General features: G+C 62.3%; 25 protein-coding genes and 1 pseudogene. 10 read left to right on the top strand and 16 right to left on the bottom strand.

Annotated elements, in window-relative coordinates; genetic code table 11:
- Positions 1-101 precede the first annotated feature (101 nt).
- From HYG82_RS38090 to HYG82_RS38080, 3 genes are all read left to right on the top strand, one after another.
- Positions 102-1430, top strand: coding sequence for a DUF373 family protein (locus HYG82_RS38090; RefSeq protein WP_179262954.1), 1329 nt, complete (start codon positions 102-104; stop codon positions 1428-1430).
- 50 nt (positions 1431-1480) lie between these two features.
- The gene (locus HYG82_RS38085; protein ID WP_179262952.1) at positions 1481-2206 is read left to right on the top strand and encodes a diphthine--ammonia ligase; all 726 of its coding nucleotides are present in this window, start codon (positions 1481-1483) and stop codon (positions 2204-2206) included.
- Positions 2207-2464: 258 nt separating this feature from the next.
- Positions 2465-2932 (top strand): DUF892 family protein, encoded by a 468-nt coding sequence (locus HYG82_RS38080; protein WP_179262950.1) that lies wholly within the window; start codon positions 2465-2467, stop codon positions 2930-2932.
- 29 nt (positions 2933-2961) lie between these two features.
- Here the strand turns inward: HYG82_RS38080 and HYG82_RS38075 are convergent, their stop codons facing one another.
- Both HYG82_RS38075 and HYG82_RS38070 read right to left on the bottom strand, forming a co-directional pair.
- Complete coding sequence (locus HYG82_RS38075) at positions 2962-3669, bottom strand: hypothetical protein (protein ID WP_179262948.1); 708 nt, start codon at positions 3667-3669, stop codon at positions 2962-2964.
- Between the two features lie 87 nt (positions 3670-3756).
- Positions 3757-4731 (bottom strand): nucleotidyltransferase family protein, encoded by a 975-nt coding sequence (locus HYG82_RS38070; RefSeq protein ID WP_179262946.1) that lies wholly within the window; start codon positions 4729-4731, stop codon positions 3757-3759.
- A gap of 249 nt (positions 4732-4980) precedes the next feature.
- Here HYG82_RS38070 and HYG82_RS38065 point away from each other — a divergent pair, with 249 nt between their 5' ends.
- Positions 4981-5271: a transcriptional regulator gene (locus HYG82_RS38065; RefSeq protein WP_179262944.1), complete on the top strand. Its 291-nt coding sequence runs from the start codon at positions 4981-4983 to the stop codon at positions 5269-5271.
- Between the two features lie 194 nt (positions 5272-5465).
- Entirely contained in the window at positions 5466-5825 is a 360-nt protein-coding gene (locus HYG82_RS38060) for a DUF7344 domain-containing protein (protein ID WP_179262943.1), read from the top strand.
- On the opposite strand, the pseudogene HYG82_RS38055 reads toward HYG82_RS38060, so the two are convergent.
- Positions 5822-6274, bottom strand: a pseudogene (locus tag HYG82_RS38055) (Rieske (2Fe-2S) protein). The gene HYG82_RS38060 and the pseudogene HYG82_RS38055 sit on opposite strands and share 4 nt — an antisense overlap.
- A 95-nt stretch (positions 6275-6369) precedes the next feature.
- On the opposite strand from HYG82_RS38055, the gene HYG82_RS38050 reads away from it, so the two are divergent.
- Positions 6370-7479 (top strand): saccharopine dehydrogenase family protein, encoded by a 1110-nt coding sequence (locus HYG82_RS38050; protein ID WP_179262941.1) that lies wholly within the window; start codon positions 6370-6372, stop codon positions 7477-7479.
- A 190-nt stretch (positions 7480-7669) separates the two neighbouring features.
- Here the strand turns inward: HYG82_RS38050 and HYG82_RS38045 are convergent, their stop codons facing one another.
- The 9 genes from HYG82_RS38045 to HYG82_RS38005 form a co-directional block, all read right to left on the bottom strand.
- A complete protein-coding gene (locus tag HYG82_RS38045) occupies positions 7670-8767 on the bottom strand; it encodes a hypothetical protein (protein ID WP_179262939.1) in 1098 nt (365 codons plus the stop codon).
- 777 nt (positions 8768-9544) lie between these two features.
- Positions 9545-10417 carry an aminotransferase class IV gene (locus HYG82_RS38040; protein WP_179262937.1) on the bottom strand — a complete coding sequence of 291 codons (873 nt, stop codon included), beginning with the start codon at positions 10415-10417 and terminating at the stop codon, positions 9545-9547.
- Complete coding sequence (locus HYG82_RS38035; protein WP_235217741.1) at positions 10407-11090, bottom strand: anthranilate synthase component II; 684 nt, start codon at positions 11088-11090, stop codon at positions 10407-10409. The genes HYG82_RS38040 and HYG82_RS38035 overlap by 11 nt, the downstream gene beginning before the upstream one ends.
- Entirely contained in the window at positions 11083-12693 is a 1611-nt protein-coding gene (gene pabB, locus HYG82_RS38030) for an aminodeoxychorismate synthase, component I (RefSeq protein ID WP_179262933.1), read from the bottom strand. The genes HYG82_RS38035 and pabB overlap by 8 nt, the downstream gene beginning before the upstream one ends.
- 162 nt (positions 12694-12855) lie before the next feature.
- Positions 12856-13722 carry a helix-hairpin-helix domain-containing protein gene (locus HYG82_RS38025; RefSeq protein WP_179262931.1) on the bottom strand — a complete coding sequence of 289 codons (867 nt, stop codon included), beginning with the start codon at positions 13720-13722 and terminating at the stop codon, positions 12856-12858.
- Between the two features lie 71 nt (positions 13723-13793).
- Positions 13794-14597 (bottom strand): shikimate dehydrogenase, encoded by an 804-nt coding sequence (locus HYG82_RS38020; RefSeq protein WP_179264613.1) that lies wholly within the window; start codon positions 14595-14597, stop codon positions 13794-13796.
- Positions 14598-14692: 95 nt separating this feature from the next.
- The gene (locus tag HYG82_RS38015) at positions 14693-15355 is read right to left on the bottom strand and encodes a DUF7344 domain-containing protein (RefSeq protein ID WP_179262929.1); all 663 of its coding nucleotides are present in this window, start codon (positions 15353-15355) and stop codon (positions 14693-14695) included.
- A gap of 58 nt (positions 15356-15413) precedes the next feature.
- On the bottom strand, positions 15414-15674 hold the full coding sequence (locus HYG82_RS38010) for a DUF7344 domain-containing protein (RefSeq protein WP_179262927.1): 261 nt from the start codon (positions 15672-15674) through the stop codon (positions 15414-15416).
- A gap of 67 nt (positions 15675-15741) precedes the next feature.
- The gene (locus HYG82_RS38005) at positions 15742-18195 is read right to left on the bottom strand and encodes a PAS domain S-box protein (protein WP_179262925.1); all 2454 of its coding nucleotides are present in this window, start codon (positions 18193-18195) and stop codon (positions 15742-15744) included.
- Between the two features lie 160 nt (positions 18196-18355).
- Here HYG82_RS38005 and HYG82_RS38000 point away from each other — a divergent pair, with 160 nt between their 5' ends.
- The 3 genes from HYG82_RS38000 (at position 18356) to HYG82_RS37990 (ending at position 21993) form a co-directional block, all read left to right on the top strand.
- Positions 18356-19726: a D-aminoacyl-tRNA deacylase gene (locus HYG82_RS38000; RefSeq protein ID WP_179262922.1), complete on the top strand. Its 1371-nt coding sequence runs from the start codon at positions 18356-18358 to the stop codon at positions 19724-19726.
- A gap of 159 nt (positions 19727-19885) precedes the next feature.
- Positions 19886-21058: a cell division protein FtsZ gene (gene ftsZ, locus HYG82_RS37995; protein ID WP_179262921.1), complete on the top strand. Its 1173-nt coding sequence runs from the start codon at positions 19886-19888 to the stop codon at positions 21056-21058.
- Positions 21059-21345: 287 nt separating this feature from the next.
- Positions 21346-21993 (top strand): hypothetical protein, encoded by a 648-nt coding sequence (locus HYG82_RS37990; protein ID WP_179262919.1) that lies wholly within the window; start codon positions 21346-21348, stop codon positions 21991-21993.
- A gap of 101 nt (positions 21994-22094) precedes the next feature.
- Here the strand turns inward: HYG82_RS37990 and HYG82_RS37985 are convergent, their stop codons facing one another.
- Together HYG82_RS37985 and HYG82_RS37980 are read right to left on the bottom strand one after the other, a co-directional pair.
- Positions 22095-22880 carry a helix-turn-helix transcriptional regulator gene (locus HYG82_RS37985; protein ID WP_179262917.1) on the bottom strand — a complete coding sequence of 262 codons (786 nt, stop codon included), beginning with the start codon at positions 22878-22880 and terminating at the stop codon, positions 22095-22097.
- A 294-nt stretch (positions 22881-23174) separates the two neighbouring features.
- Positions 23175-23810: a rubrerythrin family protein gene (locus tag HYG82_RS37980; protein WP_179262915.1), complete on the bottom strand. Its 636-nt coding sequence runs from the start codon at positions 23808-23810 to the stop codon at positions 23175-23177.
- 104 nt (positions 23811-23914) lie between these two features.
- Here HYG82_RS37980 and HYG82_RS37975 point away from each other — a divergent pair, with 104 nt between their 5' ends.
- The gene (locus HYG82_RS37975) at positions 23915-25108 is read left to right on the top strand and encodes an MBL fold metallo-hydrolase (protein WP_179262913.1); all 1194 of its coding nucleotides are present in this window, start codon (positions 23915-23917) and stop codon (positions 25106-25108) included.
- Positions 25109-25292: 184 nt separating this feature from the next.
- Here the strand turns inward: HYG82_RS37975 and HYG82_RS37970 are convergent, their stop codons facing one another.
- Both HYG82_RS37970 and HYG82_RS37965 read right to left on the bottom strand, forming a co-directional pair.
- On the bottom strand, positions 25293-25628 hold the full coding sequence (locus HYG82_RS37970) for a 2Fe-2S iron-sulfur cluster-binding protein (RefSeq protein ID WP_179262911.1): 336 nt from the start codon (positions 25626-25628) through the stop codon (positions 25293-25295).
- Between the two features lie 142 nt (positions 25629-25770).
- Entirely contained in the window at positions 25771-26112 is a 342-nt protein-coding gene (locus HYG82_RS37965; protein WP_179262909.1) for a hypothetical protein, read from the bottom strand.
- Positions 26113-26134: the final 22 nt, after the last annotated feature.

The raw sequence follows: 26134 nt of genomic DNA, 5'->3' as shown, positions 1-26134 counted from the left end.
ACGTTGCTGGATCGGACGGTTCGATTGGCGCGGCCGATACTGCCACGAATGTCGTCGAACGAGTAAGTGGTTTTATCGTTGCACAGAATGCAACAGCTACCGTGACTACGTTGGTCGTCTGCCTCGACCGGACCGACGACGTCGGCCGTAAGACCGGCCTTCGCTCGCCCGTCGTCGGCTGGGAGGCAGTTCGCGCGCTCGTAACCGACGTCGGCCTCGCTGATCCGGAGGACTCGGGTGTCAACACGTTGCTCGAGTCGCTACGCGTCGCCCAGAATTTGCGCGACGAGAACGAAGAGGTCGTCGTCGCGGTCGTTTCGGGGAACCACGAATCGATGGTATCGGCAGACAGATCCGTCGCCGCGCAACTCGACGACCTGATCGCCGAGTACGACCCGAAATCGGCGGTCGTCGTGACCGACAGCGCGGAGGACGAACGGCTCATCCCGATCGTGGAGAGTCGCGTGCGGGTGGATTCCGTGGATCGAGTCGTCGTTCGCCAGGCCCGCGACATCGAGTCGACGTACTACCTGCTCAAACAGTTCCTCGCGGACGAGGAACTCCGTCAGACGGTGCTGGTCCCGATCGGATTAACACTGCTCGTCTTCCCGCTGCTCGCGACCTCCGTCGGCCCTGCGACGGGTGCGGCCGCAATCACGACCGTCATCGGTCTCTTCTTGCTTTACAAGGGATTCAACGTCGACGAACTGTTGACCCGGCTCGCACACCAGACGCGAGAGTCGCTTTACTCCGGCCAGGTGTCGGTCGTCACGTACGTGGTTGCGGCCGGACTGACGTTCGTCGGCCTGTTCGTCGGTGCGCTCGGCGTCTCGAATCTCGGTGAGACGCCCGGCGTGGTGATCCCGGCAACGCAGTTCGCCTTCGACAGCATCCCCTGGCTCGCGATGGCCGCGTTGACTGCAAGCGCCGGCCGACTACTCGACGAGGCGATCGGCGAGGCGCCGATTCGCAGTTCGTTTCTGAACCTGCCGTTTATCGTCCTCGCCGTCAGTCTGGTCGTCCGCGGATTCTCCGCGTATTTTCTGGAACAACAGAACGTGATCGATCCGTTCGTCGTCCCAGCGGCCGAACTCGGCGTTCTCTCGAACGAACGGTTCGTGATGGGGGCCGGCGAACGGCTGGCACTGTTCGTCGTCACCGCGATCGTAGTGAGCCTCGTCGGCGCGCAGATCGCATCGATCGTTTCCGGGTCCAGTGGTAACGAGCGTCGGGACGGCGGCTCAGACGCGGATCGCAACGCCGGCGGTGACGGACCAGACAGCAGCGTCGAACGTGGTACACCGGCCGACGGGACTGCTAATCGTCAGGCCGGGCTGCTAGCGGATGGATCAGATCCCGAACTCACCGACGGCGGAGCCGATTCGAACGCGAATCCGGACCCGTCCAGGGAACGGGACCACGATCGATAATCCGTTCCCGAACTCGGTAGCCATTTACCCGTCTGAACCCACGACTGACCATGAGCGATGGAGACGGCGCGTGGGTGAGCCTTTTTTCCGGCGGCAAGGACTCCTCGTGGGCGCTGTATCGCGCCCTCGAGCGCGGGTTGCCAGTCGAACGACTCGTCACAGTCCATCCCGAAGGCGACTCGTACATGTATCACGTCCCCGCGACGGAACTCGCCGCGCTGGCGGCCGAAAGCCTCGGGATCGAACTCGTCGACGTCGAACCCGATGCCTTCGGAGCCGACGGGGGAGTCGACTCGAGTGCCCGGGGAGACGACGAACTCGAGCCGCTCGAAGCGGCTCTCGAGGAACTCGGTCGCGAACTCGACGGCGGACTCGCGGGCGTGACTGCCGGCGCCGTCGAGAGCGAGTACCAGACCAGCCGCATTCGGGGGATGTGCGACCGTCTCGGCTGCGACCTCTACGCCCCGCTTTGGCAACAGGAGCCGCGGGAACTCGCCGACGCAATGCTCGAAGCAGGCTTCGAGATTACGATCATCCAGGTTGCGGCACACGGACTGGACGAATCGTGGCTAGGTCGAACGCTCGACCGTGAAGCGATAGCCGACCTCGAGGCGCTACACGAGGAGTACGGCGTTCACATCCTCGGTGAGGGAGGGGAGTTCGAGACGTTCGTCGTCGATGGGCCCCACATGGCCCGGCGGATCGCTCTCGAGTACGAAACCGAGTGGGACGGAATGCGCGGCCACGTACGGATTACCGACGCGCACCTCGAGTGATGACCCGTGAGCGATCGGTTTTTTGGCCCAGATTTTTGCGCGAGCGGTCGCCGACGGCGACCCGAGCGGAAAAAGGTGGTTCCTGAGATGGTCGTCGCGGACGGGTCGTACGTGGATCGGCCTCGGAGACGAACGCCAGTGGGGAAACGTGCGGGCGAGTCCGGAGTACGAACGCACGGCAGAGATACCGGCCCGATTCCTCACGACGTTTCGAGTGACGGGCGAACCGCTTTGCGCGTTCACGCTGACGACTCCGACATGATCGAGAACGATCGTGAGTTGTTCGTTCGGGAACTGCGCGAACTCCATCACATCGAGCGCGAACTCGAAGACCTGCAGTCGGATCTAGCCGAGGCCGCGACCGACGAGGAACTCGAGGACTTCTTTATGGCCCACAGCGAGCGGATGACGGAACAACTGAGACGGCTCGAGCCGATCTTCGACGCGATCGAAGCCGATCCCGCGCCGGTCGAGAATCCGGTTCTCGATGGATTGCAAACGGACCGCGAGGATATCGTGGGCGACCTGCAGGACCCGGTGTTGGGTGATCTGATCGAGACGGAACTGGGCCGGGGTATCGAACGCCTCGAGATCACGAAACTGGAGACGTTGCTCGCACTCGCCGACCGGATCGGCTTCCCGAGCGAGATCACCGATCCGCTGGAGCGAACCAAGACGGAGGCCGAAACCGGCCTCGAGCGAGTCCAGGAACTGACTGCCGCTTGACCCAGCAACTGACGCACGTTCGATGGTTGTCACGCGTCACGAACGGCCTCGAGGACGGCGTCGCGTTCGTCCGGATCGGTGGCCGTCCACCACGCGATGCAGTCGAGTTCGAGGGGACTGAAATCCGAAATGAACGCCAGCCACTCGCAGGAGGCGATCGTCCTGAGATCGGTCGTCGTTTCGATCGGGGATGCGTCGAGGTCGTCGTCGACGGCCAAAAGCAACCGTTCGATCGTCGGGTCAGGCGCGACGGTCGGGACCCCGGCCAGTTGGCGAAGATACTGGAACGTCGCCGGACCGACGCCTGAAACCGCCCCGATCGGGTCATCGACGTATCGATAGTGGTCTGCCGACTGTGCCCAGTCGACGAGTGCGTGGAGATCGTCGTCGATCGAACTGTCGGCGAAAATGTGTGCGATCTCGCAGAGAACACGCCGCTTGCGCTCCGCACCGAAAGCCGCGACGAGGTCTTCGTCCTCGACGTCGAGTGCCGCAAGGGACGCAAACGAGGTGACGCGGTCGGCCGCGACGAAGGCGTCTCGAAAGCGCTCGACGGCCGGCTTGATTCCGTCGACGAAGCGCTGGCCGGTGGATGCGGCGGCAGCCTCGGCGACCAGCAACAGCGGGTCGTCACCGGTCCAGCGCCGGTACTCGAGGAAATCTCGCGCGAGTTCCTCGAACGGGACACCGTCGGCGTGCGGTTCGAGTGCGTCTCGAGCCGCCTGTTCGGATTGCATGACCGTTGTCCACACATATCACACGGCGGACTGATATCTGTATCGACCGGTTCGACGCGACGGCCGAGAAGACGGATTTCAACGGCGTTACTGTTCGTGGCCGTTCGTGATCGTCGTGTGAGCCCCGATGAGAGCCCCGGCGAGGTCGAGGTCTTCGATATGGGTGCCCTGATCGATTATCGAACGTCGGATGTCACCGTTCTGGACCGTTGCATCCGGAAAGATGACCGTATGTTCGAGGTCGGTATCCTCGAGGGTGACGGCATCCATGACGTGGACGTTCTCACCGATCGTTGCGTCTTCGAGCGTCGCGGACTCGGCGACCATCGACTCGCCATCTAAATGCCAGGCGACGGCGTCGAGATAGCTCTCGGGAGTGCCGATGTCGAACCACGCGCCTTCGAACGTGTAGGCGTAGGTCGCCTCGCGGTTCTGGAGCCACTGGACGAACCAGCCCGGTTCGTCGGGGTTGTTGCCGTCCTCGAGGTAGGTCGCCAGGAGATCGAGCGAATCTCGCGGGAAGGCATAGCACGCGATCGAGACGAGTGTACTCTTCGGGTCGTCCGGTTTTTCCTGGAAGTCGACGACGCGGTCCCCGTCGATATCGACCAGCCCGTAGGATTTGGCCTTCTCGCGGGAGCCGACGTCGTAGGCGGCGAGCGTGGGAGCGTCGTGGTCTTGAAAGTAATCGAGAAAATCCGAGACGGCGAAACTGATCAGGTTGTCGCCGGCGATGACCAGAAGATCGTCGTCGATGTTCTCGCGGTCGATCAACTGGGCGAGGGCGCCGACGACGCCGAACTTGTCTTCTTCCTCGGTCGTATCCTCGACGGAGAGACGGGGCTTGTCGAAGTCGCTCTCGGCGAGGTGGGCTTCGAAGTCGGGGGCGAACCGCTCGTTCGTGCTGACGTACACCGCGTCGATCCGATCGTCCGCCTCGAGTTCCGCGAAGATGCGATCGATCACGGTCGATTCGCCGATCGGGAGGAACATCTTGGGCCGATGTTTGGTGATTGGCCACATACGCGTCGCGTACCCGCCTGCAAGGACGACGGCCTTCATGGTTCCGTCTTCATCAGCGGGGTCTAAGTTCCTTACCCTTTCACGGAATCCGCAACCGACTCTCGACTGCGTCGGAAATCGCTCTTGGAACAGAGACAGCGCGACAGCGATGACTGCGATGTGCAACGCCAGGGAGGACAGGCTGTGAAAGGTCAGATCGATACCGTCGCTCGGCGGGCCCGGGGCCCGGTATATCCGACACGCCGTTTCAGCCGACAGTATAAAACCGCAAGCACCGTGAGCAAACGTATGCGAGAGGCCGACGAAACGACGCGACAACGGCTCGCCGATTCCCTTCGCAACGAGCCGGCGACGCCGAGCGAACTGGCCGTCCGACTCGATCTGACTCCTCATGCCGTGATCCGCCACGTCGAGCACGTCTCCCGCTCCGTCGACGGATCGGACGAACAGCTACTCGTCGCGCCACCGACGTGTCGGGACTGCGGCTTCGACGACTACGACGACCTCCTGAACCTTCCCTCGCGGTGCCCCGACTGCAAAAGCGAATCCATCGACGAGCCGACCTTTACGATCGAGTGATCCCCCGAACCTGCATCGATCGCTGACTGTCAGCGTTAAATGCAAATTCTGAACCGGATTCGACACTAATATTTAGGCAGCAGGCAAGACCCTGATACGAACCCTCGGGTGAACGGCGTCCGTCTCTTCGGTAGTAAGTCGGGCCCGTTCTCCGCTACGCGTCACGCCGTTCGCACGAGGACTACGGACAATCCATGACTTCCAGATCCGATTCGGACCTCGACGTCGTCGAGTTCGTACAGAAGTTGCTCGACTGGCTCGACGAGGACGACGTGTCAACCGAGGCGCTGACCGACGCGTTCGCCCTGTTGTCCGACCGTCGCCGACGGCTCCTGCTCGAGGTCATGCGTACCTACGAGGAGGAACTGACGCTCCCGGATGCGGCGGAGGAAGTCGCTATCCGGGAAACGGGCCACACCGTGACCAACATTCCGGCCGAGCGGGTCACGGAGGTCTACCTCTCGCTCTATCACGACCATCTCCCGAGGTTGGTCGATGCAGGCCTACTCGAGTACGACCAAGAACGAGATCTGGTCGCCCCGGATGCCATCTAGAACTCGACGTTCGAGGTCGACGTTCGATCGAGATCGTCCTTCTCGATCGGACCCGTACCGACGAACTCGTAGTCGCCGTCGGTTAGATAGACGTCACCGTCAGCGACCTCGATTTCGAGTTCGGTGAGGGACGCACCCTCGCAGGGACCGAACGTGCAGCGACCGGAACGAGCCTCGAAATAGGCACCGTGGTTTGCACAGACGATCTCGCCGTCTCACATCGGCGCGCCCGACCCCTTATCTAGTTTGATATGCGTAAGGTGTTGACAGTAATTGAGCCAGCACGAGAGACAGTCGGTTCCGTCCGACGGATTACCGCCGTCGGTTTGAGCTGTGGCGTCTCTGACGACGATCGCCTCCCGTCTGTCGCCCGATTCATCAGTCACGCGAAAGAGTACGGTCGAGTCCGTCGGCACGTCCGCGAGCGCCGTGATTCGTGTTGCATCCATTTCTCCTCCGTTGTCACTCGGTCGCCCCGTCCGTTGTGATAGGCACGTGGGAGTGTCTGACGGACATTTAACCCCCTGACCGACCAACGTGACCCATGGACTCCCTTCTCATCTACGGCTCGTACGGCTACACCGGTCGACTGATCGCACATCACGCCGTCGAACGGGGAGGGTCACCCGCGATCGCGGGCCGCGACGGCCGCTCGGTCGCCCGTCAATCCGACGAACTGGGCGTCGAGGGCCGCACGTTCGACCTCGAGTCGGACGATATCGAATCACACATCGAGAGCTTCGACGCCGTCCTCAACTGTGCAGGACCGTTCGGCGAGACGGCCGAACCGATGGTCGCGGCCTGCCTCGAGACCGAGACGGACTATCTGGACATCACCGGCGAATTCCCCGTTTTCGAGCGGCTTCGCCAGCAAAATGGGGCGGCTCGCGATGCTGGCATTACGCTGCTTCCGGGCGTCGGCTTCGACGTCGTTCCGACGGACTGTCTGGCGGCATTTCTCGAGGAACGGGTCCCCGAGGCAGACCAGCTCGTACTCGGGATCAAAGGCGGTGGTGGGCTTTCTCGAGGGACTGCCAGAACGCTCGTCGAGCACCTCGGCGACGGCGGCGTCGTGCGGCGAAACGGGCGGCTCATTCAGGTGCCGACCGCCTTCCGAACGCGGGAGATCGATTTCGGCAACGGGCCCGAACACGCCGTGACGATTCCCTGGGGCGACGTCGTGACTGCGGCCCAGAGTACGGGCATCGAATCTGTCGAGGTGTACGCCGCCGCGCCACCATGGGCGACCAAGGTGTTACCGATCGTCGATTCCTTGGGGTGGGTCCTCGAGCGTGAGACGACCAAACAGCTGCTGAAACGGATAATCGATGCCCGACTCGATGGTCCGGACGAACGATCTCTGGCGATCGGCAGCGCCATCGTCTGGGGGGAAGTCACGGACGAAGCCACCGGGCGACGGGCACGCGCTCGATTACACACGCCGAATCCCTACGCACTGACTGCCAAGTCGGCGGTATCGGCCGCCGAGCACATCCTCGAGGGGCGAAAACGAATTCCGACGGGATTTCAGACCCCCGCATCGGCCTTCGGGAGCGAGTTCGCACTCGACCTTCCGGGATCGGAGCGTGAACTCCTCGAGTCGCCGCCCGATTCCGACAGGCCGAATCGGTCAGCCGTCGAACTCGACGACTGACGGAACGCAATCGGAGCGTCTGCCCCTGGCTGCGGAGGCGTGATACGTCGTCGGAATCTATCAATCGTCGAATCTGTGTTTCCGAACAGACTACAGAATCAGTTCGTAGAACGCTTCGTAGCGAGTAAGTGAGCGGTTCTGCTCCGTTATACCGGAGGTCGAAACGTCACTCGGTTTCGGACAGCGGTCGTTACTCCCCAGCGCGCGCTCGACGTCGGATCCACTCGAGAGAGATCATGCCACCGGCGAGGGCAGTACCAGCAGTGAAGCCGGGCGTTCCTTCAGACGACGTAGAATCGGTCTCTGAGTCGCTACTGGAGTCAGTCGAGGCACCGTCATCGGTGTTGGTAGTATCGTCGCTGGCAGTAGAATCGCCACCCGAGGTGTCGTCGTCAGCAGCGGATTCGTTACTGGCGCTGTCGTCGTCAGCAGCGGATTCATTGCCGAAGACGTCGTCGCCACTGGAGTCGTCCGACCCGTCGTCGCCACTGGAGTCGTCCGACCCGTCGTCGCCACTGGAGTCGTCCGACCCGTCGTCGCCACTGGAATCGTCCGACCCATCGTCGCCACTGGAATCGTCCGGCCCGTCGTCGCCACTGGAGCCGTCATCGGACGCGTCCTCGTTTCCGTCCGAGCTAGCGGAGGACCGGTCAGAATTGGCTGAGTCAGTCTGCTCGAGGGTTTTTCGCGGCGTTTCGTCAGTCACTTCACCGGATGAGAGTAGCGGGACAGGATCGCCAGGTTCCATGGTATCCTCGACATCCTCGAAGAAGTCGAGCTGAAGCGCAGAAGTGGTACGATAGATGTCTCCAACTCGAGACTCGTTGTCTTCCACGAGAATGGTCGTGGATCCGTCGGGCGAAATCGTGAGGTTGCTATTTTCGGCACCTACTGGGACGTGACTGATGTGGCCGTCGACGGGTCTGTCGTTGCCATTCGATACTGTATATTCGACTAGACCGTGTTGTTCGTCGTAACTGACGGCTTCGATGGTGATTTTTCCAGGATTCGGGTTAGCAGGGCCGAGATCCACGGGGTGACCAGCGAAGTCGTGGGCGTAGGTCGTTCCATCCTTCGTCAGTGTAATCTCGCCAGCGGTATTCCCGGTCACACCCGTCGTCACGTTCGTCGCTGAATTCGCATCGACCGTCACTGTTGACTCGGTTCCCGATTCGTTGGTATACGTCAAGGTGACCGCCTGATCGCCATCGTTCGACACCTCAAAGACGGCGATATCATCGTAATAATCCACTCCCTGGCTCGTAACGGAGACGTCGTCAGGCGACACGGTAGAACTCCCCCCCGCTGCAAGTACACCACCTCCGGCGACGATTGACAACATTATCACCGTTACCACAACACCACTCCCGAGTCGTTTTGGACCGATCATAGACAGTGTGGCTTTCGAGTCACCCACCGCATGTTATAATCCTCTAATTAAGCTGTTTGAAATTTTCCTATAGAGGGTGTATGACACACATGTCGTCAGTTTCACGCCCGACACTCGACGAGAAGTCAACCGGATCTCGATACCTGGACTCGATGCGCAAAATGCCCCTCTCGGCGCTTGCAGTACATTCTAATCGAAACTGGCTGTTTTTCTCGCCCGACTGGGGGCGAGTTGGGCGGAATAAAACGGTTTCACGTCTGACAAACGTTCGGTGTTCACGGTTCGGCACCGAACCCACGCGGGACCGAACACGCGGCATCGGAGCCGTTTGCGCACCGACGAAACGCAAATGAAAGTAAGCGATCCCCCAAACGAGAGGATAGCTGACGACCCGAGATTACCGCAACAGAGCCCGATTTTAACGGCCGAACATTCCCAGCCGCTGGTTTTCGACGAGGGACCGAAAGATCTACCACCGGCTCCGCGGTTCGGTTCTGAGGGTCGGCTCAAGCGAAAGCGAGGCGACGGACAGCGGCGTATACAAGACACTGCAGCTCCCGTAATTCGGTTTTGCTCAGTACGTGGACGCGGAGTGACGGACTCGTCGAATCGAACCACGCTCGCGACAGTTCGTCGCCGTCATCCGAACACCTATTTCGTGGCGGAGGACGTCCACTACTGATAACACGATCGCTCGACGCGTTCGTCGTACAGCCGCGAGAGTCGCTCGGTGACCGGGCCGCTGCCGACCGACTCCTCGTCCAGCGTCTCGATCGGCCGAAGCTCCCAGGTTCTGTTCGTCAGAAACGCCTCGTCGGCCTCGAGAACGTCGCTCAGCTCGTAGCGATCTTCGATGACCGAAATCCCTGCTTCTCGAGCCAGTTCGAGCACGATCTTCCGGGTGATACCAGGGAGGACCGGTCCGTCCGTCGTCGGCGTGTGTAGCTCGCCGTTGCGGACGAAACACAGGTTACTCGTCGCACCTTCTGCGATTCGTCCGTCGAGCCCGCACATGAGCGCCTCGTCCGCATCGGAACTCAGGTTCGCGCGTGCGAGAATTCCATTTAGGTAGTTATGGGTCTTCGCAGCGGCCGGGATCGCCTCGTCTGGCACCCGACGGGTCTCGACCGTCTCGACCGTCACAGGATGGTCCCAAACCGGTTCGCCATCGAGACCGCCTCGAGGAAGGGGTTTCACGTAGACGACGACGGTCGGGTCGGTCACGGATCGAGGGGTGAGCTTTCCGGGCTGGACGCCGCGAGTGATCGAAAGACGGACGTAAGCGTCCGAAAGACCGTTCGCCGTGAGCGTCTCGTCGATCCGCGTGTGCAGTTCGGCGGCCGACAGTCCGTGGTCGAGTGACAGGGTATCGCAGGTTCGTTCGAGGCGCTTGCGGTGTGCCTCCCACGCGAAGATCGTCCCGCCGTACGCCCGCAGAGTCTCGAAGGCTGCGTCGCCGTAGCGAAAGCCCCTGTCGTCGACGCTGACGGTCGCCTCGTCGGCCGGAACGAGATCGCCGTCGACGTGATAGAACAAGTCATCGGGCATCGGTGACCTCCGTGTTCGAGTCGGTTGCGGTGGCAAACCGGTAGAAGTTCGCAAGCATTCGCTTGCCGACAGCCAGCGAAATGTCTTCCCCAGTGCAGTCGGCATCCGTCTCAGTTGCCACACCAGGCTGCGTTCGCGTAAGGATGCTCTCGGGATGGAATTGCACCCCGATGTGGGGTTTTTGTCGGTGACGAACTGCCATCAGGACGCTGCGTTCATCGATCGTGCAGGCGGTTTCCTCGAGCATGGCTGGGAGATCCGCGCGGTCGACTGAAAGCGAATGGTAGCGCCCAACCTGAAACGAAGACGGGAGGCCCCGAAAGATTCCATCACCGTCGTGGCTGATCGTCGATGGCTTTCCGTGGACTACTTCGGGTGCATGGACAACGGGTGCGCCGTTTGCCGCACAGAGCGCCTGATGACCGAGGCAAACGCCCAGAATGGGGTAATCGGTTTCCGCGAACAACGGGATCGAAATACCAGCTTCCCGTGGGGTTCCCGGTCCCGGCGAGACGACGATTCCCGCCGGTTCGAGGGCGCGAACTCCGTCGAGGTCGATCTCGTCGTTTCGGCGGACGACGACTTCGTCTGCGATTTCTCCGACGTACTGGACGAGGTTGTAGGCGAACGAATCGTAGTTGTCGACGACGAGGAGCCGAGCGAGTTCAGTCACTAGCCTCACCTCCGTCGGCCCGTTCAGTGGCGGTCTCACCGTCCGACTCGAGACCGAGGTCGGCCCGATCGCCGAGTGCCTCGTCGACCGCCGTGATGAGCGCCCGGGCCTTGTCGAGGGTTTCGTCGTACTCGCGGAACGGGTCCGAATCGTGGACGATGCCCGCACCGACTCGGAGGTGGTATTCGTCGGCGTTACGAACCAGCGTTCGAATAATGATATTCAGCGTTGCCTGGCCGTCGAAGCCGAAAATACCGACACTGCCCGTGTAGGGACCGCGCCGAGTCGCCTCGAGGTCGTCTATGATCTCCATGGTCCGTGGCTTCGGCGCGCCGGTGATCGTGCCGCCGGGAAAGACCGCTGCGATGGCGTCGGCAAGCGTTTCGTCGGTGCGGAGTGTGCCCGTCACGTTCGAGACGAGATGCATTACTTCGGCGTAGCGGTCGATGCGGCGGTACTCTGAAACGTCGACGGAGCCGTACTCGCAGACCTTCCCGAGGTCGTTGCGCTCTAAATCGACCAACATCGCGTGTTCCGCTCGCTCTTTCTCGTCGGTCAACAGGTCGTCCTCGAGGTCGGCGTCCTCCGCGGGCGTTTTCCCACGCGGTCGCGTTCCCGCAATCGGCTCCGTTCGGACGAAGTCCCCGTCGCGTTCGAGCAGAAGTTCCGGACTCGCGCTCACCAGATCGGCCGCCCGGAACTCGAGGAGACAGGAGTAGGGTGCCGGGTTGACCCGACGGAGGGCGCCGTACGCCGCAACGGGATGAACCGCGGCCGGCGCGACCAGTCGCTGTGAGATGTTCGCCTGAAACGTGTCGCCGTCGCGGACGTACTCTTTGACCCGACGGACGCGTTCGGCAAACGCCTCGCGACCGCAGTCGCTTTCGAACGTCGCGTGCGGGCTCGAGACGGGAGGGTCGTCGATCCTAGAATCGCCATCGCGGACCACCCGGGCGAGGTCGAGCGCGCGATCGCGGCCCCGTTCGTAGGCGGCATCGATTTCGGAATCCACGGGCTCGCTGCCGGCGAGAGCATCGATGTCAATCCGTGGACAGGCCGTTATTCGAAGCGTCACGTCGCCGTCGGTCGTCGCTTTCCAGGCGGCGAGTCGGTCGTAAACCGCCGCCTCGAGTCGCGGAAGCCTCCGGTCGTCGACGGAGGATTCGGGCAGGTCCTCTAGTTCGCGAGCGACGTCGTAGGAGAGCCACCCGATAGCCCCGCAGGGGTAAGGCACGTCGCAATCGCCGCGGGCGAGTCGATCGGCGGCAAGCATCCCCTCGAGCGCGGCGAGCGTCGGCGACCGATCCTCGTCTTGGCTTCGCGACGCCGCAGCGGCGTTGACGGTAAGCCGATCGATTGGATCGACGCCGAAGTAGCCCCAACCGGGCTGGCCGCCGGTCGTCTCGAGAAAGACGGACCCGTCGCCGTCGCGTGCTCGACGGTAAGCGAGAAACGGATCGTCAACGCCCAAACGCACCTCAACGGGAATTCGAAGGTCGGTGCGCGTCGCCGACTCGACGCGGTCCACGGCCGATGCGTTGCTGGCGCGATCGGCGGTGGTGCGAAACGAGTCGAGCGTCGTGACGACGCGCGGATCGCTCATGTCTCCAAACAGGTGACGGGTAGGTAATCCTTTTGCGTTTTTGAATCCACCGAGAACGGCGGGCAAGGAGATCGAGTACGAGACGTGATCTGCTATCGAATCGAAACTCCAGTCCAGGCGGACGATTCGAGGCGTGGGTCCGTCGATCGTGAGGACAGTCCGTTACCTGACTTCGGCGCGGTCGATCCAGCCCTGAATGCGCGTTTCGGAGATGTCGGTCTGCTCGGCAAGGTCGGTGGCGTCAGCGTCGGCAAGTTCGCTGACGGTATCGACGCCTGCACCAGCGAGACGGTCGGCGTAGGCCGGGCCGATACCTTTGATCGAATCGACCGGCTCCTGGGTGGTCGACTCTGGTTCGGATTCGGATTCGGATTCGGATTCGGATTCGGATTCGGATGCAGAATCGTCCGTCTCCGATGTTGCTTCCGTTTCGGTGTCCGTTTTCGTTTCCGGTTCCGACTTAGTCTCATCGTCCGTCGGACCGGTCTCCGGTTTGGTATCTGCACCGACCGCTGACTCGTCGTCCGTCACGTCGACTGCCGAGTCGGTCGTATCGCCGTCAGTTGGTGCCACTGTCGATTCCGACCCGTCCTCGGCATCATCGGACGCTGTCTCGGTTTCGGTTTGGGCTTCTGTTGCAGCGTCCGCATCGACGGGTGCGTCGGGTTCGGCCTCCTGAACGGGTGACTCTCCGTCGGAGCGATCGGGCGTTTTCTCCGTCGTCGGTGAGGCATCTTCCGTCTCTGGACCCGTCGCTTCCGCTGGTTCGGCGGCCTCCTCCGTGGTGTCCGTCGACTCCGTCAGCGACTCCGTCGAGCCTGCTGTTCCGGAACCGGCTGCGGCCGACTGCGGCGGCTCGACGCTCCGCTTTTCCGCTTGTTCGTCCCGATCAGCACCAACGGACGCTCTCGTACCGTCGTCCGTCGATCCTTCTCGCTCGACCGTTACCCCGACATCTCGAGTGCCCCCGCGATCCGAGTCCGACCCATCGAACCCCAACAGGGACTTTAGCTTCTGGAGGATTGCCATTATCCCGGTGTAGTCGTCTCCGACACTTAAATTCGCCTGATACTGTCAAGAAGGACATGTTCGTGGCCACTTCACAACCGCGTCCGTAGTGCATCGTTCATGGCCCCAACGGGCGCGTCCCGATCGGTCCAAATTTCGAACGCCTCGACGCCCTGGTAGAGCAACATCCACGCGCCATCGACGGTCGTCGCCCCGGCGGCGGCGGCGTCACGCAATAATCGCGTTTTGAGCGGGCGGTAGACGGCATCCAGAACGGCGAGTTCCGCGTGAAGCGAGTCAGCTGGTACCGGCGAGACGTCATTTTCCATGCCGACGCTCGTCGCGTTGACCACCACGTCGGCGTTCGCCACCAGTTGGTCGATCTCCGCGAGCCCGTAGCCGGTTGCGCGTGGCACCTCCGCGGCCAGTTCGTGTGCTTTCTGCTCGGTCCGATTGGCGATCGCGACGGTCGCACCGGCGTCGGCGAGACCGAATGCGATCGCTCGACCGGCACCGCCGGCGCCAACGACGACCGCTCGTGCCCCCTCGATCGCCACGTCGTGATCGCGCAACGCGCGTAACGCACCGACAGCGTCCGTGTTGTACCCCGTTGGCGGTCCGGATCCCGAGAAGTCGATGGTATTGACGGCGCCGATCCGGGCAGCCAGATCTTCGGGCGCGACGATTTCGAGGGCGTCTCGCTTGAATGGAATCGTCACGTTCAGCCCCGCGATGCCGAGCGCATCAGCGCCGTGAATCGCGTCCGAGAGCGACTCCCGGTCGGGTTCGAAGGTTGCGTAGCGAGCCTCGAGTTCGAGTTCGTCGTAGGCCGCCTCGTGCATCGGCGGGGACAGCGAGTGTCCTACCGGATTGCCGAGCAGACCGTATACGTCCATAGCCATCGTTTGCTCCCATTCCGAGCGGCGAGACTATAATCGGTCTGGCTCGAACGTGAAGACGTCGACCCACCCCCTCGGTCCACAGCGACGAGTCAGGTCGGAGGCGTTCCGTCGTGCGGTTCGCCCACAGCCGACGACGGTTCCGAACGAGTCGAGATTTCTCGAGACGACGACCGTCCCCCGCTGTGCGAACGCCCGGCGGGTGGCCGAGCCAGCGTCCAGAGCATCCTGTCGTCATCAGCGACCGGTTCGACCGTCGCCGACCCCTCAACCGCTGGAGTCTCGGACGCCATTTCGTCCGAAATGCGTGGCGTCTCGAGTCGATCGTCGTCCGCTTCGGCTGTTTGGAGGGAGTCTTCGGCATCGGACAGCAGCCCCTCGAGCAACCAGTTCGCCTCCCACTGCGGGTCGTCGGTGGCGAACGAAACGCGCTTTTCGTCGACATCATACGACACGAGGTTCGCATCCGCCAGAGCGGGCAGATGAGAATGGACGAGCGAACAGGTGACGGACGCGTATTCCTCGGCAGGCTTTTCGGAATTGTCAGTTTCGCCGTCAGTTTCCAGTTCGAGGACCGCCGTGGCGAGATCCGAGACGGAAACGGATTCGCGTCGGCGCTCGAGGACGGTACAGACCGCCCGTCTCCGCGGCGCACGAAGTACTTTGAGCGTTCGGTTCAGTGTCTCCTCATCCATGTCCAACGTTTCGCCGGTCGGTTCCGCGAGGAGGGACTGAACCCATTCATTCTCGTGCATCGGGTGGTCGACGAGCTCGATTCTATCTCCGCTGGCCCGTTTCGACAGGACGCCGACGTCAGTCAGACGCGGGGATGTGGACGTGTCTCAGCGCAACGGCCGTCTGTCTGCACTGCTCGTCGGAAACGATCTGGCGGCCGTGTTCCATGGTCGCGACCTCGGTCGCGAGCGCGTCGACTGTTAGCCGCTCGGACGCCGAAGAGCGAGCCGTCGGCACTGCATCCGATCGCTCGAGTACTGCCGCGAGCACGTATCGCCGTCGCGGTTCCGCGAGGATGTCGACCGCGGTAGTCGTCTCAGTGGACAGGGGCGAACTCATTACACGATAGAGACAACGAGCGGGGGAAAGATGTGTACCAGCATGCTCTGGTATTGCCGAATGGTCGTCAGTTAGTCGTCCCGAAGTATGCTGAAAGTAATTTCTCGAGAGCGACTCTGAGGTGCTGATGAAACGTCTGACGGGCGATCCCGAGTCGGTCTGCGACTTCGGTTGCGTCGCTGTTTCGCGTCGGCCACTCGAAATAACCGCCGTGGTAGGCAGCCTCCAGGGCGAGGCGCTGTTTCTCGGTCAGCAACGATTCGACGGTGTTGCGAAAGTCGCCTCGCGTTTCGACCGGTCGGTCGACGGTTCGTTTCGAGACGAGTTCCGTATCGGGGTACGCGGACGTGATTCCGTCGACGAGTTCCCGCAGGTCCGCATCGCGACTCGCCTGCACCGTAAGCTTCCCGACGCCGTTGCGGACGATTTTCGACTGCAGTCGCGCGCCGTACTCCGTGAGCAGTTCGGCAATCGCGGATCCACGGACGACGATTTCCCAGTAGCTTTCCTCGCCGGTGGCGTCGATGAGACGAAATTCAGTGACTGCATCGTCCTCCCGAACGCCATCGCGAATTCGCTCGGGAGCGGCTCCGGTAACGGTGAGGTAATAGACGAACACCTCGTCGGTCAGCGGCAGCACGTGGTCGAGCGACAGTTCGCAATCGAGGCCCTCGGACAACCTGATGCAGGTATCTCCCCGGTCCGTCGATTCGAACTCGAGTTCGTCGACGGTGTCCATATACAGGAGCTGGCGGACTACCATCGCGTTGATGGCGTGGCCGATCGTCCCGCCGAATTCCTGGAGCACCTCTCGCTCGCGATCGGCGAATGCATCCGGTTCGTCGGCGCCGACGACGAGAGCGCCGAACGTCCGATCGGTCGCGACGATCGGCACGACCGCGACCGAGTCGTACCCGTGTTCGCGGGCATCGGCCCGCCACTCGCCGACGGGGCTCTCGCGGAGGTTTCGATACCGCTGGACGGCCCGCGTTTCGAACAACGATGTTTCGCCCGCGTCAGCAGGCGGGTCGACGAACGACGAAAAGACGTCTTCGATCGTCGGAGCGTCGATACCAGCCCAGGTGACGGGATCGAGTGAATATTGATCGATCGTCGAAGTGGGATCGGTCCGCCCGATGACCGCAAACCGGTACGGATCGGCGGCTGCAAACTCCTCGACGATCGCCGTCTCGATCTCATCGCGAGTGTCTGCAGCGACCATCGTCTCGTCGATCGTTCGAATAATCGCATTGAGACGTTCGAGGCGCTCCAGTTCCCGCTCGCGGGCTTTGCGTTCGCTGATATCGCGACCGACGCCGGTAAACCCCAGGACGGTGCCGTCATCGTCTGTGATGCGGGCGCTGTTGAACTCGTAGGGAATACGGTCTCCCGTCCTGGTGAGAACCCGGCTTTCGGCGGTGACCCGTTCACCATCCTCGAGGATGCGCTCGATCGCATCGCCGAGGTGCTCCCGATCCTCCGGTGCGATGAAGGTGAGCGGGTTTACGTCGGCGAGTTCGTCCGGTCCGTAACCGGTCGCGCATTCGAACTGGTCGTTCCACTGGATGAGGTTTCCGTCGGTGTCGTAGGCGTAGAGAACGTCCGGTTGAGCTTCAAGGATGCTCTCCGTGAACGCCTTCTCCTCCCGGAGTGCCCGCTCGCGAGCGTTTCGTTCGCTTACGTTTCTTCCGACGCCGGTAAACCCCAGGACGGTGCCGTCCTCGTCGGTGATGCGGGCGCTGTTGAATTCGTATGGAATTCGCCGCCCGTCTTTTGTGAGGAGGTCTGCTTCGGCGGTGACGTACTCGTTTTCCTCGAGTACCTGCTGGATCACGTCCTCGATTTGATCACGGTCCTCCGGTGCGATGAATTCGAGCGGATTCATCTCGGCTAATTCCGCTTCGGTGTACCCCGTCACTGCCGGAACCCGGTCGTTCCACTCGAGGTGATTGTCGTCTGAGTCGAATGCGTAGACGACGTCCGGTTGTGCCTGGAACACGCTTTCGACGAAGGCCTTCTCCTCGCTCAGTTTCTGTTCGCGATCGTGTCTCTCGGTGCGGTCGCGGACGAACCACGCGTACCCCAGCATATCGTCGGCCTCGAGACCATCGTCGTGAGCGAGCGTTCCGTCCTCGCGGACCGGGATGATCACTTCTCGAGCCCAGAACCTGCTCCCGTCGTGTCGGACACGCCAGCCGTCGCTCTCGACGCTTCCGGTCGATCGGGACCGCTCGAGCAACCGCTCCGGCTGGCCGGATTCGCGGACGTCTGCCGTAAAGAACGTGCGATAGTGCGATCCGACGATCGTCTCTTCGTCGTAACCGATCAATTGCCTCGCACCGTCGTTCCACGCGGAGATCGCTCCGCTGGGGTCGAACATCGCGACAGCGCAGTCGGTCACCAGTACACTCAATTCGCTGACGTCGAGGCTGAGATCGCACGGCTGCGCGTCTGACGATGCGCTATCGCTACGGTCTGTCCCGTTCGACGAGTTCGTTCGTTTCGACGCATTATCGGTCATTGATCGGCTCGCTTGGTCACCATTGTATGCTGTCTCCACACACGAAAAACTATAGGCAACATACGCTACGTATTTTTACCCCAAATCCGGAACCGTCGATGACGACCGGCACGCCGGTGGAAACCGGCGACGTTAACGTACTCAAAACGCGACCACGAGTATGTCCACGATCGCGATCGTCGAAAGCCGTGCCGATCGTGCCTCTGAACACATCTGCGATCAACTTCGTGATTGCGTCGATTGGGACCGAGACGAAGACGACGTTCGAACGGATGCCGACGGCGGTGGTACCTACTACCGGACCGATGGGGCCGAACTCCGCTCGTTCGACGAGTTACACATCGACCTCGAGCGCCCGGCGGCGGCCTTCGACTGCGATCCTGACCTGCTCGTGTTCGCATCGCGCCATTCTGGTGACACTGGAGCGTTGTTGACGGGCCATTTTACGGGCAACTTCGGCCCGGCGGAGTTCGGCGGCGAACCCGATTCGCTCGCCGAAGCCGCCCCGAACGCCCTGGCTCGCCTGCTCGCGTCGTTCGACGAGTACGGACCTGAGGAGTACGACGTCGGCATAGAGTGTACCCACCACGGCCCGACCGACGTCGGCTGTCCGTCGTTGTTCGCGGAACTCGGCAGCGGCGACGAACAGTGGGACGACCCCGCCGGTGCCGAGGCCGTCGCCCGCGCCATTCTCGATCTTCGAGACGTCGACCCCCGTCGCGAGAGACAGATCGTCGGCTTCGGCGGCAACCACTACGCTCCGCGGTTCGAACGGGTCGTCCGCGAGACGCCGTGGGCGGTCGGCCACATCGCCTCCGACTGGGCCCTCGAAGCGATCGACCACCCGACGGCCCACCGCGATGTCGTCGAGCGGGCCTTCGAGGCGAGCGATGCTGGGATCGCTCTCCTCGACGGCGAGTGGCCGGTCCTCGAGGAAACCCTCGGAGGCATGGACTGCCGCGTCGTCAGCGAGACCTGGCTGCGCGAGGTCGGCGATCGCCCGCTCGCGCTCGTCGACGCGATCGAGTCCGATCTCGGGGCGATCGACGACGGAATTCGCTTCGGCGACCGGCGTACAGAGTCGGTTACAGTCGTCGACTTGCCTGCAGACCTCGTCACGACAGCGGAAGGAATCGATCACGACTGCGTCAGAACGATCGTCGAACGAAACGTGGTCGCGTTCGCGACCGACAACGGCGGTAGCCGCGTCGGCTCGCAAGCGGCGGTCCCTGCGACGGGAACCGAGGGCGGCCCCGACGGCGATGCCGAAGCCGATTCGAGCGACCCGCGCACCGCGATTGTCGAGGGGCTGGCCGAAATTCTCGAGGCGAAATTCGATTCGGTTCGGATCGAAGACGAGGCGGTCGTCGCCGAAGAGACGGCGTTCGATCCCGAACTGGCACGAGAGGTCGGCGTGCCCGAGGGACCGAAGTTCGGTGCGCTCGCCGAGGGCGACTCGGTTACGGTCGACGGAGAAACGGTCAGACCAGAGAGAGTTCGAACCGAGCGAACGCGCCGATTTCCGATATAGCAAACCGGGTATTTTCCGGTAATGATCGTATACTCTGCCCCGTCGCGCGAACTCGCCGGCGGCGCCAGTGGCTGTGTAAGAAACCATTAACGCGTCAGACAAACGTCTGACGTGTGGGGGGAAAGGTAATTATGCTCCATCTTTTAGACAGGGCCAAGAATGGACTCTATCATCGACGACGCAATCGACGAGGCTGAAAGCGGGGACCCGTCTGGGGACCCCCACGACGCGCCGGCAGAGGGACGATCACCCGACGGTGACGCGACCGGCAGTCAGCAAACGGGGACGATGACCGACGACGAACTGGAAGACGTTCTGCAGGACCTCCAGACTGATATCACGGTCGTCGGCTGCGGTGGTGCCGGTGGAAATACGATCAATCGGATGCACGAAGAGGGCATTCACGGCGCGAAACTCGTCGCCGCCAACACCGACGTCCAGCACCTAGTCGAGATCGATGCCGACACGAAAATCCTCATGGGCGAGGAAAAGACCGGCGGCCGGGGAGCCGGCTCGCTTCCACAGGTAGGTGAGGAAGCGGCGCTCGAGAGTCAACAGGACATCTACGACGCCATCGACGGCTCGGACATGGTCTTCGTGACGGCCGGACTTGGCGGTGGTACCGGTACCGGTTCGGCACCGGTTGTCGCGAAAGCCGCACGCGAGGCCGGCGCGCTGACCATCTCCATCGTCACGACGCCGTTTACCGCCGAAGGCGAAGTTCGGCGCACCAACGCGGAAGCCGGTCTCGAACGACTCCGCGACGTTTCGGACACGGTCATCGTCGTCCCCAACGATCGGCTGCTCGATTCTGTCGGAAAACTGCCCGTCCGGCAAGCGTTCAAAGTCTCAGACGAAGTCCTGATGCGCTCGGTCAAGGGAATCACGGAACTCATCACGAAACCCGGTCTCGTCAACCTCGACTTCGCCGACGTCCGCACCGTCATGGAACGGGGCGGCGTTGCCATGATCGGCCTCGGCGAGGCAGATTCCGAAGCCAAGGCAGAGGACTCCGTCAAGACCGCGCTCCGTTCGCCGCTGCTCGACGTGGACATCTCCGGCGCGAGTTCCGCGCTCGTCAACGTGACCGGCGGCAACGACATGGCCATCGAAGAAGCCGAAGGCGTCGTCGAAGAAATATACGATCGGATCGACCCCGACGCCCGCATCATCTGGGGAACCTCGATCGACGAGAGCCTCGAGGGCAGTATGCGGACGATGATCGTCGTTACCGGCGTTCAATCGCCCCAGATCTACGGGCGTCCCGATGGCGAGGCCACCGTCCAGCCCGAAACGCCCGCACAGGGAGACGACATCGACTTCGTCAACTGATTTTCCGTTCCGTCGATCCGGTTGATCCCGGTGTTTCCGTCTGTCTTTTCGACGTCCTCTCGTCGTTTTTGGCTCCGCAACTGCCGCGGATCGACGGTTTCGGCGTTCGAATTCGACGTCGACAGATCGTTCATCTTTCCGTCGCTGGTGGGACGAAACGGGCGATTTCGCCCGGTCCTATCCGCCGTTCATCCGATGAAATTTTGTCATGGAGTGAGTACAAGATAGTGACGCACCAACGAGGAGTAATGCCTTCACGAGCGAACTCTCAGTTTTCGAGACGGTGCTTGCTCCGCACATTCGGTGTCGCATCAGCGGGATTGCTGGCCGGCTGTTCAGAAACCAGTGACTCCCCGTCCGGCGCGTCGGGATCTGGCGGCGGGGGCGGGAACACGGATGGCGGAGACGGCGGTGGCGATGCGACCTGGAAACCGTTCGAATTCGACCGGCCGGTCACGTACACCTACGACGTTTACTCGCCCGACGATGGAGCGGGAACGCTCGTCTGGGACGTGACCGACGTGACCGACGACGGTGCGACGGTTACCGTCCGCTACGATACGACGGAGACACAATTCGAAACGACCGTCACCGGGACGAAAGACGACCTCCAGAGCGAGTTACTCATGACGCCGGCCGGCCCATTTATCGTCACGACGATCTTTTCGCCGACGATGGCCCAGTACGAGGGCCGCTCCCTCACAGTGGGCAACGAGTGGTCGTACTCCTCGTCGGACGGATCGATGCGATTCGAAGTCACGGAACGGCAATCCTACGCGGGCGTCGACTGTTTCGCATCGGTGACCGAAATAGACGGACAGACGGTCCACGAAGGCTGTTTCTCCCCGGAGCTCGAGCTGGCACCGCACACCGCGTACTACGACGAAGACGGAGACCGAACGTACGAGATGACGTTGGTCTCCGTCGAGGAATGATTCGTCGCCGTCCGGATCGGTTCACGACCGACGTGGCGATTCGCCGCTGCCGGCTCTACACTGGCTCGTCTGCTCTCTGTGGCCCTTCGAACGACTGATCTCTAGATGACCCGGTCCGCCGCCGCCCGATACTGTTCGAAGAGCCGTTCACCCCATGCGTACGCGTCGGAGTCGTTCGTATCTGCGAAAACAGAGAGAACTCCCGACTCCGCGTCGTAACCGCCGATCCCTACCCGGTCGTCGAACAGCGCTACTCCGAACGGGAGCTCGTCGAGCGCCCAGAGACGGAGGTTCTCCCGTTCGAAGGCGACCTCGGTGAGGTCGGCGTATTCCGACGCGAGCCGGTCGATCACAGGCGCTTCGAAGACGATTTCGACCGACATGCCGTCGAGAATGCGGTCGTGGATATCGTCGACGTACGTGGGCGCGACTGACGTCGTATCGCACCCGCGGAGCGACGACGTTTCCTCGAGCAAGTCGACGAAACGGTTCAACGGCCGGTACGGATCGCGCGGTTCGATCACCGTGACGGTGGCATCCGCGAACCAGTCCATATCGACGTCGACGGGGAGGTTCGCGGTCGAAACCGTCTCGTACAGCGGTGCTAGCCGTCGCGTCTCCGCGACTGCGGACCGGTAGGTTCCCACCGCTCGTCCCATCTGCGTTCCCAGTGGCGTGAGCGCGTATCCACTGTCAGTTCGTGTAATCCAATCCTTGTCGCGAAACGATGCGAGAATTCGGTGTGTCGTCGCCGGTGATACCTCGAGAGCCGCGGCGAGTTCGGGCTTCTCGAGTGCCTCGTCGGTCAGAATCTCGAAAACTTCGTGTCGGCGGACCAGTTCCAGCAGGTCGGCTTCGAGATCGTCCTCGAGCGGCTCCCCCTTCATTGACCCCCCCAAGGAAAGTACCAGTCAAAAACCTTTTCATGAGGTGAACTATGCTCAACGGATGAATAGAGAAACGACTGGTTTTCCCCGAGACGCGTACGAGAATTCACAGCGCGTCCGTGATTTCAGTCGGCACCCACTCGAGTTTGCGTTTCAGTCGGTACGCATCCGAGTTTGCGTTTTAGTCAGTACGCACCCGAGTTCGCGTTTTAGTCAGTACGCACCCGAGTTCGCTTTCGGTCACGGTATCGCCTCCGGCACCGGCTCTGACGTCGAACCGGCGCGGAAACGGCTTCAACAGATCGGCTTCGGATCGAGGCCCAGATCGTCGAGCGAATCCGCATACGACTCGTAGGCGACGGCGATCACGTCCTCGGCCCTCTCCTGCGCTCGGTTCCAGTCTCCGCTACCGTCACAGACGTCCTCGAGTAACGAACTCGCTCGGTCGCCCTGGGCCGCCGTCTCGGTCCGCAAATCTCGAAACGCGTCGGCACGCCGCTCGTCGCTTTCGTTGACGAAGAAGTTTATCACCTGCAGGTGCATCCGATCGCTGACCAGAGATCGACCGACGACGCCGCCAAGGCGGTCCGTCGCAGTCTCGAGCGACCGAAGCCGTTCGTGCATCGGGCCGCCCGCCGCGTCATCGGCATCGTGGTCACCCTCGAGCAGGGCCACCACCTGGTCGTAGTGATCGCGCTCCTGGCTTCCGAGCGCGTCGAACGTTTTTCGTGCACCCTCGTGATCCTCATCGTCGGCCCACGCCTCGAAGGTGTCCGCGGCGGCGCGTTCGCTATTCGCTACAGTTCGAACGACCCGCTCGACCGTCAGGTCCGCGTCGGTGAGCGCGACGAGCGTCTTGGACGATCCGAGGCGTTCGAGTTCGACAGACATCGTCTCCTCGATTGCGGACCGGAATTCGTCGCTGTCCATACGGAACCGTCGCCGCCGATAGTGTTGAACCTTGGCAGCCGTGCAGGGCCCTCGGCGGCGTCTCGAGGCGCTACTTTACGCACCTCGGGCGCGTATCGATAGACATGACCGATCGGAGCGATGACGCTGACCGACCAGATGACGACCACCCCTCGATCGCTCCCGATGCGATGGCTGACCGGTTGCAATCCGGCGACCCACTGACCGTCCTCGACGTCCGCAATCGCGACGAGTTCGAACGCTGGCACCTGGAGGGGGACGCCGTCGAGGCCGCCCAGATCCCACACGTTCGGTTCATCCAGGCCGAGGCGACGGGCAGGGTAGACGACCTCGTGGACGATCTTTCGGAACCGATCGTCGCAGTCTGTGGTCACGGAGATGCAAGCGCCCACGCCGTCGGACTCCTCCGCGAGGCGGGCATCGAAGCGCGCAATCTCGCCGGCGGGATGGACGCCTGGGCCGACCTGTATGAGTTGCGTGAACTCGAGGTCGAGACGGACGTCCGGATCTTTCAGTACGACCGCCCGTCGAGCGGCTGTCTCGCGTATTCGATCATCAGCGGCAGTGAAGCGGCGGTTATCGATCCGCTGCTTTCGTTTGCGGACCGGTACGTCGCGGACGCCGTCGACCTCGGTGCCGAGCTCGCGTACGCCGTCGATACGCACGTCCACGCGGATCACGTAAGCGGCGTCCGCGCCCTCGCGTCGGAAGCCGATGCCGAAGCGATGGTTCCGAGCGCCGCCCGCGCTCGCGGTCTCGACTTCGACGCCACCACCCTCGAGGATGGAGACGAATTCGAGGTCGGCGAAGCGACGCTTTCGACGGTGGCGACGCCCGGTCACACGACCGAATCGATCGCCCTCAGTCTGTACACCGCCCTGTTTACCGGCGACACGTTGTTCCTCGAGGGCGTCGGCCGCCCCGATCTGGAGGGCGACAGCGAGGGGGCGGCAGTCGCCGCACGGCGACTGTACGAGAGCCTGCAGGAGCGTGTTCTCGAGTTGCCATCAGAGACGGTGATCGCGCCGGGCCACTATAGCGACGCCGCAGATCCGCACGAAGACGGGACCAGAACCTATACCGCCCGACTTGAGACGTTGCGCGATCAACTCCCGGCGCTCTCGATGGCCGAAGACGAATTCGTCTCTCACGCAACGAACGATCTCCCGCCCCGGCCGTCAAACCACGAACGGATCGTCGCGATCAATCTCGGACTCGAGGACGTCGATCCCGAGACGGCGTTCGAACTCGAACTTGGCCCGAACAACTGTGCGGTTGCCGACTATAGTAGTCGTTGACCGTCATTGCACATCCCGCTCGCGAATTCGCGGCCAACGAGCGCTCGCTGGCCACAGCAGTGCGTGCGGTGGGGAAATCGTTTCAACGACTACTATAGCGAACCCGGCCACCGTATCGAAAAATTGGCGTTGTGATCCGGCCCGGGTCCAGTCCGTCGCGGACGACGAACGAGCGAGGCGTCGCTCAGTCGTCGGCAACCGCGCCGTCGCCTGCGGTATCGGCCTCGATGTCGGCCTCGATGCTCGGCGGATACTTGCCCCGGTCGAGTTTCAGGTCCGACTGCGGGCGAGCCATACAGGTCAGCGCGTAGTTCTCGGCTTCCTGGTCGGTCAGGCCGCGAGCAGCCGGCTGGGTGACGTCGCCCTCGAGGATTTCGGCGGAACAGGCCAGGCACATCCCGACCCGGCAGGAGTACTCCTGTGCGATCCCCTCCTCGAGACACCGGCTGAGGATCGTTTCCTTGTCGGTACAGGTGATCGTCTCACCCGTCCCGACGAACTCGATAGTGTACGCTGTCATACCGAGTGATACGAAGGACGTCCCTAAAACGCTTTATGTGCCGAGAACTGGAATATCGGTTCCGGCGAACCGAACAGGTAGCGGTGACTGGGGACACCGGAAGCGATGGCTGCTAGCTCGAATCGGTCACCGGTGGACGGAGTTAGATTTCTCTGACGAAGTGTGCGGCGATCCACCAGTCTCGGTCGAGTCTGTGCCAGTCGACCTTGTACACGTCAGTTCCGTCACGGTCGTTCGTATACGCCACAACGTCCCCCGCCCAGGAGTGATGGATCTTCCGCCAGTCTCCGCTTCTGGTACTGTTCTCCCAGCCGGGGGCCCAACTGCCGTTACCCCACACCTGCACCTGATCGCCCGTGTCGATATTCGACCCGGATGCAGCGGCAGTGGTGATCGCAGCAGCAGACCCCACACCAGCCGCAATCGTCCCGGCAGTCGTTTTCAAGACAGTACGCCGAAGCCGTCCATTCTGCTTCTCCGTCATCACCGTAACCGTTACTGATGGC

This window comes from Natrinema halophilum, from assembly GCF_013402815.2.
In the GTDB taxonomy this organism is placed as follows: domain Archaea; phylum Halobacteriota; class Halobacteria; order Halobacteriales; family Natrialbaceae; genus Natrinema; species Natrinema halophilum.
This window is presented reverse-complemented; position numbering and strand designations above follow the sequence as displayed.